The sequence below is a fragment of the Methylobacterium sp. Leaf87 genome (assembly GCF_001422775.1).
GTDB lineage: Bacteria > Pseudomonadota > Alphaproteobacteria > Rhizobiales > Beijerinckiaceae > Methylobacterium.
Window position 1 is genome coordinate 1 of sequence record NZ_LMMI01000036.1, and the last position, 11,733, is coordinate 11,733.

At 67.1% G+C, this 11,733-nt stretch carries 6 protein-coding genes and 2 pseudogenes; 6 read left to right on the forward strand and 2 right to left on the reverse strand.

Going from position 1 to position 11,733, the window contains the following annotated elements; genetic code table 11:
- Window positions 1-184: 184 nt before the first annotated feature.
- On the reverse strand, window positions 185-1,888 hold the full coding sequence (locus ASF22_RS16175) for a calcineurin-like phosphoesterase family protein (RefSeq protein WP_056266256.1): 1,704 nt from the start codon (window positions 1,886-1,888) through the stop codon (window positions 185-187).
- Window positions 1,889-2,069: 181 nt separating this feature from the next.
- On the opposite strand from ASF22_RS16175, the gene ASF22_RS16180 reads away from it, so the two are divergent.
- From ASF22_RS16180 to ASF22_RS16200, 6 genes and pseudogenes are all read left to right on the forward strand, one after another.
- Complete coding sequence (locus tag ASF22_RS16180) at window positions 2,070-2,576, forward strand: CYTH domain-containing protein (RefSeq protein WP_056266239.1); 507 nt, start codon at window positions 2,070-2,072, stop codon at window positions 2,574-2,576.
- A 730-nt stretch (window positions 2,577-3,306) separates the two neighbouring features.
- Window positions 3,307-6,471 carry an alkaline phosphatase gene (locus ASF22_RS25220; protein WP_056266242.1) on the forward strand — a complete coding sequence of 1,055 codons (3,165 nt, stop codon included), beginning with the start codon at window positions 3,307-3,309 and terminating at the stop codon, window positions 6,469-6,471.
- Window positions 6,472-6,727: 256 nt separating this feature from the next.
- Window positions 6,728-8,485: a type I secretion system permease/ATPase gene (locus ASF22_RS16190; RefSeq protein ID WP_280137421.1), complete on the forward strand. Its 1,758-nt coding sequence runs from the start codon at window positions 6,728-6,730 to the stop codon at window positions 8,483-8,485.
- A complete protein-coding gene (locus ASF22_RS16195) occupies window positions 8,485-9,819 on the forward strand; it encodes an HlyD family type I secretion periplasmic adaptor subunit (protein ID WP_056266245.1) in 1,335 nt (444 codons plus the stop codon). Before ASF22_RS16190 ends, ASF22_RS16195 begins: the two co-directional genes overlap by 1 nt.
- 266 nt (window positions 9,820-10,085) lie before the next feature.
- Window positions 10,086-10,217, forward strand: coding sequence for a hypothetical protein (locus ASF22_RS25225; protein WP_280137420.1), 132 nt, complete (start codon window positions 10,086-10,088; stop codon window positions 10,215-10,217).
- 43 nt (window positions 10,218-10,260) lie between these two features.
- Window positions 10,261-10,476, forward strand: a pseudogene (locus tag ASF22_RS16200) (hybrid sensor histidine kinase/response regulator); the annotation flags it as partial.
- Window positions 10,477-11,285: 809 nt separating this feature from the next.
- On the opposite strand, the pseudogene ASF22_RS16205 reads toward ASF22_RS16200, so the two are convergent.
- A pseudogene (locus ASF22_RS16205) lies at window positions 11,286-11,733 on the reverse strand (hypothetical protein); the annotation flags it as partial.

Below are 11,733 nucleotides of genomic sequence, written 5' to 3' on the forward strand. Positions count from 1 at the left end.
ACGATCTGCTGCCGTGGAACTGGACCCAGCCTCAGCGCCGGCAGATCGCCGCCTGACACCCCGCCGGGACCACGAACGCGGCCTTCACCGAAGGCGTACGCTACCACCGACCGTGCGACACGCTGATGACGGGCACGATCCTCGGTGGTCGGGTCACCGAGGCCACGGCGAACGAGTCCGGGCGTCACGCGCCGATGACCTCGATGATCATCGCCTCGCGCCGCGCCCGGCCGTACTCATCCAGGACCTCGATGTCCGCGCGGTGCGTCCCCGGCCCGAGGTCCGAAGGCAACCGGGCGACCCAGATGTGCGATGATGGGATCGCTGACACCCAGGGCTTCTTGGTATCCGCATTGCGCGCGTAGACCTGCGTCACGAACGGATCGGGCTGACGCGTTCTCACCATTGGGATCGCCGCACGTCCGCCGCCGAGCCGCAGGATGACCTGTGTCCGGGGACCGCCGTCGAACACGTTGACCACGAGGTCGGTCGATCCCACGGCCTCCATGGGGATCGGCGAGCCCAGCAGGCGCTCGATTGTGTAGGTGCGGGCGACTTCCGGAGTGGGTGTATTGAACTGGCTGTCCAGGGTGATCCGCATCGCCCGGTCTGGTTCGGCGGCAGCGACGAAACGGGTCGTATAGCCGGCGTCGTCGATGGACAGGACGTGGTGGCCGTTGGGCGTGCCATCCCGGCTGTCGGCGCAGGCGATACCGCGGCGGTCGTAGGGGCCGCTCCACCACGATCCCGAGACGGCCGTCAGGACGTGGTGATGGTGCGCGCCGTCGCCACCGAGGTAATGATGCTCGGTCGTGTGGGTATGGCCGGCCACGCTGAGGCTCGGCCGCCCGGCGAGCAGAGCCAGAAGGACGTCGCGGTCGATAGTGTTCCGGCTCCAATCCTCGGACCCCGTGTCGGTCACGAGCGGGATGTGCATGCCCACCACGACAAGGCGGTCCCGCGGCCAATCGCGCAGAATGTTCTCGACGAAAGTCAACTGACGTTTTCCGAAGCGGCCCTCGTAGCGGCCGCCGCGGGCTCCGGGCGCCGCGGTGCCGATACCAAGGTAGCGGACGTTGTCGAGCATCAGGAATAGCGTCTGGCCGTGCTCGAAGGCATAGTACGGCGCACCGTAAACCCGCTTGAACGTCTCGCGGCTGAGATTCGCGTCTGGCGCCTCGAAGTTGAGGTCGTGGTTGCCGCCCACGTGCCACCACGGGATACCAACGCGGCCGACCAGGCGATTATAGCGCGGGTAGAGCGACAGGTCGTCCGAGACGATGTCGCCCATCGTCATGCCGAAGGCGGCGGAGGTGCCGAGCACGCCCGTCAGGGCGGCATCACGCACGAAGGCGAGTTCGGCCTCGCTCGCGGGCTGGGGGTCGGTGAACAGGAGGACGTCGAACGCCGCGGGCTCGTCGGCCCGCTGCAACGGGAAGTCGAGGGAGTCCGGAAGCGGTCCGGTGGGGGCAAGGCCGGGGTAGCGCAGGCCGAGTTCGGCGGGTGTGCCGCCGGGCCGGTGGATGTGGGAGACGCGCGGAAGGTTGTTCGCGTCGAGCGGAACGCGATACCCGGACGGCTTGACGACGAACACGGCGTCGCCGTCCGAGACGGCGAGGCTGTAGCGTCCGACGGCATCGGTGCGAACCACGTCCCGTCCGTTCGAGACGGCGACCCCCGGCAACCCCGGGTCGCCGGCCTGCCGGCGCCCCGCCCCGGAGCGGTCCTCGAACACGACGCCCGTGGCGACGACGGCGCCGTCCGGCCGGTTGGGCTCCGTGCTCCGTGCGAGCGCCGGTGCGGCGAGCGTCGCGGCCATGGCCCCGAGGCCTGACACGGCCGCACGTCGGGTCAAGGGGGCCACCGTGTCGTCGATGCCATCGTTCATGCCGTGCTCCATCCTTGAGGTGGCATGGATACGGCTGCTGACGATCGTGTGACAGGATATAACCGACATCCATCGGCGGCGGGACCTTGCGCCCGATGGCGCACAGGCGGGTTTCGGGATAGGTCCCGCCGCGCCGGAAGTTCTGGGGCATCGGCTTCCCGGAGCAGGCTGGCGGGGTGAGATGCGTTTCGAGATCGAGCGGAAGTTCCTGGTCGCTCATGAGGGCTGGCGCGAGGGCGTCGTCGGCCAGCGCCACCTGAGGGACGGTCTGGTCGGGCACTTCGCTGGCGGGAAGGTCCGGGTTCGGATCGCCGAGGGACGCGGCTGGCTGACGGTCAAGGGCAAGCGCAAGGGCCTCGCCCGGGCGGAATTCGAGTACGAGATCCCGGTGGCCGATGCCGAAGCCATGCTGACCGAGGTCTGCGAGCCGTGCCTCATCGAGAAGACACGCCACTGCGTCCCCCATGCCGGATCGAACTGGGAAGTGGACGTCTATGGTGGCGCCCTCTCGGGCATGGTGCTGGCGGAGATCGAGTTGCTGGACGAGGCGCAGGCGGTGGAACGACCTGACTGGCTCGGGACCGAGGTGACCCACGATCCTCGCTTCCGTCAGTCCACGATGCTGCGTCTGTCCCGGGAAGCGGGACGCAACATCACCCTCGCCGAGGTCCTTGCGGCACGGTTCTGAAAGGTCCCGGAGGCGGCACGAACCGCGCAGCTCCCCGTATCCCCCTCAAGCCTGCCGCTACCTCCCATTCGCCAGATGCGGAATATCCGACGGCCGGGCGGCTGGGTGCGGCCGCGCCCGGGCTCGAACGCGTCGACGCCTTGCCGTTCGCCGACCACGGGACATGTGTCCAGGTCACGACGTCGAGCGGTGATGCGGAGCGGGCATTAACAGGGCGAGCCGACCCGTAGGGCGCGACCATGGAGCAAGCCTGCGACCTGGATAGCACCTGCCTTGTCGGGACGGCGCTCGATGATGACGATCTGCTCAGCATAACAAGAGGCATGGGAGGCATTGGACGCGGGATAATGACAGTAAGGAAGGCGAAATAGACTGGCCTAACGTTTGAGATGATCAATTCTTGCCGAGGTTAGCAGTACGTACTGTCGTGGCTATAAATCCGCTTTCGTTCGTCGACACATTTGAAGCGCAGTCTTAACCGGCCGTTGCCATGTGGTCCGCATCCCGACCCCGCCTTTCACGTGATCTGCATCATGGAAAGGCAAAAGCTTCACATTACCGTCGCATACCATGCGGTAGATGGCGCTGCATCGCGCAGTATCCACGAGCAAAAATTCCACTGCTCTGGTCTTCGGCACCGACGCTGGACGCTTGATACCCCGAATATTCCCCGAAGATTCGACGCGGGACCGCCACTTTGGCCATCCGCCGTTTTGAGGAAACCAGCGCCATGGCCTCGACTGCGAGCCCGGTCAAGAACGTCATCGTCATGATCGCGGATGGTGCCGGCTTCAACACGTTAGAAGCGACCAGGCTCTATCTTCGCGGGCTCGCCGATGGGGATGCCCGCGCGGGGGCCGCCGGAAAAGTCCTGATCGCCGATGGGCCATCGTTCACGGCGACCGCGCAATCGGTCTTCCCCCTCGACAATCGGACGACGCCGATCCCGGGCGAAGTCGGCCTTCTCCAGAATCCGGCCACCGTCTACGACCCAGCGAAAAACTACGATTTCACGCCCGTATCGGGTGCCGATGTCATCGCGAACGGCGGCTTCCAGGTTACCTACCCGAGGGGTTTCGCCGGTTACGAGTGGAATCGCGCGACATACCCCGATTCCGGCAACACCGCGTCCTCGATCGCTACGGGCGAGAAGACCTACAACAACGCCATCGACGTTGATGGTGCCGGCGAGCGGTTGTTCTCCATCGCCGAGCAAGCCAAGCAGGCCGGCAAGGCCACCGGCGTGGTCACCACGGTGCAGTTCAGCGACGCAACCCCCTCCGCGACGGGCGGGGCGCACAACATCGCACGGTCCAACGCCAACCAGATCGCGCAGGAGATGTTCGGCGCGGGCATCCTCGATGTCATCGCGGGAACCGGAAACCCCGACTACGACGACAATGGCCGGGTGCGTACGGCGGCCGACTACTCCTGGATCGGCGCCGACCAGTGGAACGCCCTGAAGGCCGATACCTACCGTTCACAGGACGGCCAGAGCTGGAACCTCCTGCAGGACCGCGCCTCGATCCAGGCGGCCGCCACGGGCGCTCCCACCACGGAACGCCTGGCGATGATTACCCAGGCCTTCACCTCAAGCAACTTCAATCGCTCCGGGGGAGCGGCTCCCAACACCACCGAGATCCCCTTCAGCGTCGGACGCCTCGCCACCTCGCCGACCCTATCGGAACTGAGCCTCGCCGCCCTGAATAAGCTCAACACCGATCCGGACGGCCTCTACCTCTCCATCGAGGGCGGCGCCGTCGATCGCGCCATGCATGCGAACAACCTCGGCCGCATGATCGAGGAATACATCGAGTTCAACAACGCGGTGAAGTCGGTGGTCGACTACATCAACTCGCCGACGAGCCGCGCGACCTTCGAAGACACGCTCCTGATCGTCACCGCCGACCACGACCACCTGCTGTTCGGCCCGGAAGGCGCGACAATCCCGTTCCAGTCCGTGCAGCCGGACCGCAACGGCGATGGCGTGCCCGAGGGCCTGTTCTTCAGCGGCAACCACTCAAATCAAGTGATCCCGCTCTACGCCGCCGGTGCGAACGCCGCGCAGATCGCGTCCCTTTCCGATCAGACCGACACCGCCGTCAACGCGCAGGGTGTAAGGGTCGGCCCCGGCCGCGCCTTCACGGACGAGGCCGAGCTCGGCGACTTCCTCCTCGCCCAGGGACGACTCAACACGACCGCGGTCAGCGAGGGCAACGACACCCTCGTGGGCAGCGACGCCGGCGAGACCATCGCGGGCCGCGGCGGCAATGACTTCATCGATGGGCGCGGCGGCAACGATAGCCTCGATGGCGGCGCGGGCAACGACACCCTCGCGGGCGGTCTCGGCAACGATACGATCCTCGGGGGTGCTGGTAACGACATCGCCTTCTTCAACGTCACGACGGACGGCACCGATAGCGTCAACCTCGGCGACGGGTCCGACGCCGTTAACGTCGCCGCCTCCGCGGGTGGTCAGGTCCGCCTGACCTTCACCTCGGCTCAGGTCGGAAACGGCAGCGTCAACGACACGAACACGATGCCCAACCAGGATGGCGGCCTCGCGGTCCGTCTCCAGGCCGAAGCCACGGGCGACATGCTCACGGGGGGCGTCAGCCGCTACGACGACGAGGGCATCAGCTTCGTCTCCGCAACGACGGGCCTGACGTTCGACGTCCGTGACCTCGTCGTCGGCACCCAGCGCGGCGACGCTTTCGAGGTCGTGACCTTGGGCACGTCCGGCAACGACACCCTCATCATCGCCGTGCCGGCCGCCCCGGCGGCGGCCCTGCCGGCCCGGGCGCACTACTTCAACGCCGGCTTGGGCGACGACACCGTCACGGGCGGCGCCGGCGCCGACTTCCTCGTGGGCGGTGCCGGTAACGACACCCTGAACGGAGCGGCCGGCAACGATGTCTTCATCGGGGGGGCTGGCAACGACCTCATCAACGGAGGCCCGGGTCTCGACCGGGCGATCTTCGCCTACGCCCTTGGCACCGCGACCCTCGGCCGGAGCGCCGCCGGCTTCGTCACCATCACCGGCGCGGAAGGCACCGATACCCTGCGGGGCATCGAGCAGTTCCAGTTCAACGACCGTACCGTCGATGTGGCGGATGGCGCCCCACTGGTGGACGACCTGTACTACCTCAATCGCTACGGCGATGTCGCCGCCGCGGGCCAGGACGCCGACGCGCATTATGCGGCCTACGGCGCCCAAGAGGGCCGCGACCCGAATGCTTTCTTCTCGACAAGCGGCTATCTCGCTGCCAACCAGGACGTGGCCCGGACCGGCACCGACGCTCTGACCCAGTACCGGGATGCGGGCTTCCGCCAGGGCCGCGATCCGGGGGCTTCGTTCGACAACGAGTACTACCTGGCGCGCAACCCGGACGTCGTCACGGCGGGCTTCAATCCGCTGCAGCACTACATCGAATACGGCCAGTCGGAAGGCCGTTCGACCTACGAGGCAGTGGGCCGGACCGCGGACCTCCAGCGGGGCGCCTTCGACGCGGAGTTCTACCTCCTGTCCTATTCCGACGTCGCCGCGGAAGCCACCAAGACCGGCGACAGCTTCGCTTACGCCCGTAACCACTTCGAGCAGTACGGCTGGCGCGAGGGCCGCGATCCGAACGCGGTGTTCGAGACCCGGGCCTACCTCAACGCCTACACCGATGTCGCCAGGGCAGGCATCAACCCCCTCACGCATTACGACCAATCCGGGTGGAAAGAAGGCCGCGATCCGTCCGCTGGCTTCGACTCCTCGAACTATCTCAAGGCCTACGCCGATGTGGCCCAGGCCGGACTGAACCCGATGCAGCATTTCCTGCAGTACGGCCTGAACGAGGGCCGCTCGGCCTTCGCCGACGGCACCCTCGGCGCCGGCCTTTTTGGTTGAGGCCGATCCGGCACGGGGCCGGGCGCGCTCCTCGACCCGCCGGCGCCGGCACGCCCGTGCCGAATGCCGGCTGTGGGCAGGTCGTCGTTTGAAACAACGTGGTTGAATGACTGGGCATGGCCTTCGGAATCCCCCGCACGGGCGCCACCCCGGCAACACACAGTCGACCGATCGCGACGTGCCGCGCGGTCTTCCCCACACGGTCGATCAGGGCGCCAGGGATGTCGATCCGGTGAAGGGCTATCCGCGCGACGAGCTGGCGAGGGCCCTGGGGCGCTGCCGCACGGCCTTCCTGGGGGTGGCGGTGATGAGCGGGCTCGTGAACCTGCTCTACCTCACCGGCTCGTTCTTCATGCTCGAGGTCTACGACCGGGTCATCCCCAGTCGCTCCGTTCCGACCCTGGTGGGACTCAGCGTCCTGGCTCTCGTGCTGTTCGCGTTCCAGGGGATGCTAGAAGCGCTGCGCTCGCGTATCCTCACCCGCATCGGCGCAACCCTCGACGAGGCCCTGAGCGGGCGCGTCTTCGACATCGTCGTGCGCGCACCCTTGAAGGAGAACGCCCCCGGGGACGGGCTCCTTCCCCTGCGCGATCTCGATCAACTGCGCGCTTTCCTCGGCGGCTCCGGACCCTCCGCCTTCTTCGACCTGCCGTGGATGCCGATCTATCTCGTGATCTGCTTCCTGTTCCACCCCCTCCTCGGAGCGGCCGCCCTCGCCGGCGCCGTCGTGCTCGCGACCCTCGGCCTGTTGACCGACAAGGCGACCCGCGCACCGACGCAGACCACCACGACCCACGGCATGCGCCGCAACGGCCTCGCCGAGGCCGGGCGCCGGAACGCCGAAGTGCTGGCCGCCCTGGGCATGCAGGCCCGTTTTGCCGCGCGCTGGGGCCGGGCCAACCGGGACTACATGTTGGCTCAGCAGCAGGTCTCGGACATCGCCAGCGGCTTCGGGGCCGGCTCGAAGGTGTTCAGGATGGCCCTGCAATCTGGCGTGCTGGCCCTGGGCGCCTACCTCGTGATCAACGGACAAGCCTCGGCCGGCATCATCATTGCGAGTTCGATCCTCGTGGCCCGGGCCCTCGCCCCGGCCGAACTCGCCATCGCGAGCTGGAAGGGCTTCGTCCAGGCCCGGCAGAGCTGGGCACGGCTGTCTGAGCTGTTCGACCGCATGCCCACCGTCACGCAGCTGCACGGCCTGCCGGCGCCGGCCCGGTCTCTCCGTGCGGAGGGCGTCAGCGTGGCGCCCCCCGGCGCGCCGCGCCTTGTGGTGCAGGACGTAAGTTTCGCCCTGCAGGCCGGTCAGGGGCTCGGCATCATCGGGCCTTCCGCCTCGGGCAAGTCGAGCCTCGCGCGTGCGCTGGTTGGCGTCTGGACGCCGGTGCGCGGCAAAGTCCGCCTCGACGGAGCGGCCCTCGACCAATGGGCGATGGGCGATCTCGGTCCCCATCTGGGCTTCCTGCCCCAGGAAATCGAACTGTTCGCCGGCACCGTGGCCGAGAATATCGCCCGCTTCGACCCAGGGGCGAACGCCGCCGATGTGATCTCCGCCGCGCACGCCGCCGGTGTCCACGACCTGATCCTGCGCTTGCCCGAGGGCTACGATTCCCGGATCGGCGAAAGCGGGTCCGGCCTCTCGGCCGGGCAGCGCCAGCGCGTGGGCCTGGCCCGCGCCCTCTACGGCGACCCCTTCCTGGTGGTCCTCGACGAACCCAATGCCAACCTCGACGCCGAGGGCGAGAACGCCCTGACCCAGGCGATCCTGGGGATCCGCCGGCGCGGCGGCATCGCCATCGTCATCGCCCATCGCCCCTCCGCCCTGGCCGCCCTCGACCTGGTCCTGATGATGGCCGACGGCCGCGCCCAGGCGTTCGGCCCCAAGGACGAGGTGTTTAAGCGCGTCCTGCGGCCCGCCGCCGTCCCCGAGGCGGCCGAGACTCAGTTCCGTGACGGGACTTCACCCGGCCTGCGCTCTGAGCAGCAGCCGGTGCCCTCCCTACGGGAACGCGCGTGATGACCGCACCCAACGTGGCCCCGCATGCGATGGATCCCTCGGTGACGCAGGCTTCCATCCGGCGGCATCTCGCACTCGGGTTCGTGCTGGGCGTCGCCCTTGTCGCCGGTGTCGGCGGCTGGGCGACCGTCACCCAGATTTCGGGGGCGGTCATCGCGCCGGGGCAGCTCGTGGTCGAATCTGACGTGAAGAAGGTCCAGCACCCTACGGGCGGCGTCGTCGGCGAGTTGCGGGTGCGCGAAGGGGCGCGGGTCAAGGCCGGCGACGTGCTGATCCGCCTCGACGCCACACAGACCCGGGCCAATCTCGACATCGTCCTGAAGGCGCTCGATGAACTGAGCGCCCGCCGGGCCCGCGACGAAGCCGAGCGCGACGGCGCCGTCGAGATCCGATTTCCAGTTGATCTCCTGGCTCGCAGGGAGACCGACCTTTCGGTGGCCCACCTCATCGACGGCGAGACTCACCTCTTTACCGCCCGCGTGGCGGGCCGCGCGGGCCAGAAGGCGCAGCTGCGCGAGCGCGTCCTGCAATTGCGCGAGGAGATCGGTGGGCTCACGGAGCAGGTCGCCGCCAAGGCCCGTGAGGTCGGGTTCATCACCGGCGAGCTCACGGGCGTGCGCGCGCTCTACGGCAAGAACCTCGTCTCCCTCGCGCGGGTCAACGCCCTGGAACGCGACGCGGCCCGCCTCGACGGCGAGCGCGGCCAGCTCGTCGCCGCAACGGCTTCGGCCCGGGGCAAGATCGCCGAAACCGAACTGCAGATCCTGCAGATCGACGGCGACATGCGCTCCGAGGTCGGACGAGATCTGGCCGAGATACGGGGCCGGTGGTCGGAGTACCGTGAGAAGCGCGTCGCGGCCGAGGACCAGCTTAGGCGCATCGAGCTGCGCGCGCCCCAAGACGGCACCGTGCATCAGATGAGCGTGCACACGGTCGGCGGCCTCGTCACTCCGTCTGAAGCAGCCATGCTCATCGTGCCGGAAGCCGACCAGCTCATGGTCGAGGTCAAGATCCAGCCCCAGGACATCGACAACGTCCGCCTCGATCAGCCGGCGATCCTTCGCTTTGCCGCCTTCAACCAGCGTACGACCCCTGAGATCGACGGCGTCGTAGCGCGGGTTTCGGCGGACGTGACCCTCGATGCCCGGTCGGGGATCAGCTACTATATCGCACGCATCCGCCTGCCGCCGGATCAGGCCGCACGCCTTGGCTCCCTGCGCCTGGTGCCGGGCATGCCGGTGGAGGCCTTCATGCAACTCGGAGACCGCTCCGTTCTGAGCTACCTCATCAAGCCTCTCTCTGACCAGATCGCGAAGGCTTGGCGCGAGCGGTGAGTTGGGAACGGGCATGTAGAGGAGGTTCAGTCCGATCTCGACGGCAAGGGGCATGGGGCCTACGGCCTGGAAGGTCAGCCGGTCGTCGTCCTCGTTCGCCCCAACGGGTACATCGCCTTCCGGGGTGCGGCCGACCATCCCGAGCATCTCACTTCCTAATGTGAAAAGGTTTTCAAAGCCCGTATGTAGGTCCCCCAAGCGTCACCCGAACGTCATCGAAGAATTTTAATCCCCCGGGGAACAAGAATATTTCCCTGGAGACTACGATGGCTGACGCCACCCTGACCTCGGCCGTTCCGGCCGGGCCCATGACCGCCGGGAAGCCCAAGCTCGACCACGGCATCCATCCCGGCGGCGTCATCGCCTTCCTGCTCGTTCTGGTCCTCCTCGCAGCCTGATCCACTAAACTTGGCGAAGAGCCAATTTTCAGGGGGCAGGCCACCGGGCATGGGTGGGATCGAACTCGCCAAGATCCTCCGTGCCCCGATGCCTTGGCTGCCGGTGGTGCTCGCCTCGGGTTACAGCCACGTCCTCGCCCAGGAAGGCGCTCACGGTTTCGAGCTGCTGCAGAAACCTTACTCCGCAGACCAGGTCTCGCGCGTGCTTCGGCGAGTCGTGTCCCGCAGGCGTCCGGAGCGTACGACCCAGGCGCCGTGAGGTGTGCCCGAGGCCTACGAGCGAGTGCCAGCCGTTTCCGCCCCGTGATGGACGCTTAGGTACTGAGGCCGTCGATCAGAACCTTGGGCCCTGCGGGATGCTTGCGGCCAGCTCCGAGGGCTGGACCAGCCCTCATGGGGGCGGGGATCACGTCTTGTCCGGCACGGTCGAAGGGGCGGCGATGGCGCCTACGCCGTGGCCCAGGTCCAGTCCCCTATTGGGCGGTACGCCGCTTGGCAAAACGGGCGCGGTCGAAGGCTCGTCATGCACCCGTGCGAAGGCGGCCTCCTTTTCCTGGACGAGATCCGCGAACCTGTAAGGCTTGCTGAGCAAGCGCGTACCCGGCGGTAAGTCGCTGAGAATTTCGGCGGTTGCTCCCGAAGTGACGATGATGCCGACATCAGGCCAACGGTGGTGAACTCGGCCGAGACCATCCGCACGAGTTGGTCGGCCTCGACGATGAGAATGGCTATGGGCTTGCTGTCAGACACAGACATGCTCCGCATGATCGGGGCGGGAGCGCATGCTGCTCTCAAGCACTGGCGGCCGGGACCGAAGCTAATGATGTTCTCTTATGCGCGAGTTTTCCGCTCGGTGCGATCTGTCATGGTTTCAGCGGCCAGCGAACCAAGGGGCAGCCTCTGTAAAGCTCGTCTCCCCGACCGCGTCGTTGGACGGATCGGCGCATCACGACCCATGCCAGACGCCCGGACCATCCACGTCTCTTCCTAGAAGACGTCGTTCTTCGGCCGTCCGGTAAAGCCGCTTGACGCACTCTTCTGTGGTGTGCGCCATATCTGCTAGACGCTCTAAGTGGCGTCGCTTCCGAGCAGCGCGGCGGTCGTGCGATGTCGCTCAAGTTCGTTGCGTAGGTAATTGATTCCGCCCTCCTGCAACCTGCGCAGTTTGTCTGGATCAGTCTCCCGATCCCGGCGCATGGAGACGAAGAACTCGAAGCCGCCTGGCTCGACCCCCGACACCCGGTTCATGACAAACGGTAATAGCCTGAGTCGTGTCGCTCCCGCGACCAAGTCCAGAAACGAACGCGACGTTACCACCCAACAATGGGCGGGCACGTAAGCTCCGGACTGCGCCCGAGCCGCCTCCGCGCGGGCGTGCGCCAGGCCTGCATCGCCGGCCATGCGCGGCGCATGCGCAGCATCCTCGCCATTCCAAATTTGTTCGGGTGTGATCGATCGGACCTCGGAGGCGTGGGCGAACACCTGCCGTGGACTCGGTCGCGTCAGGCCCATCAGG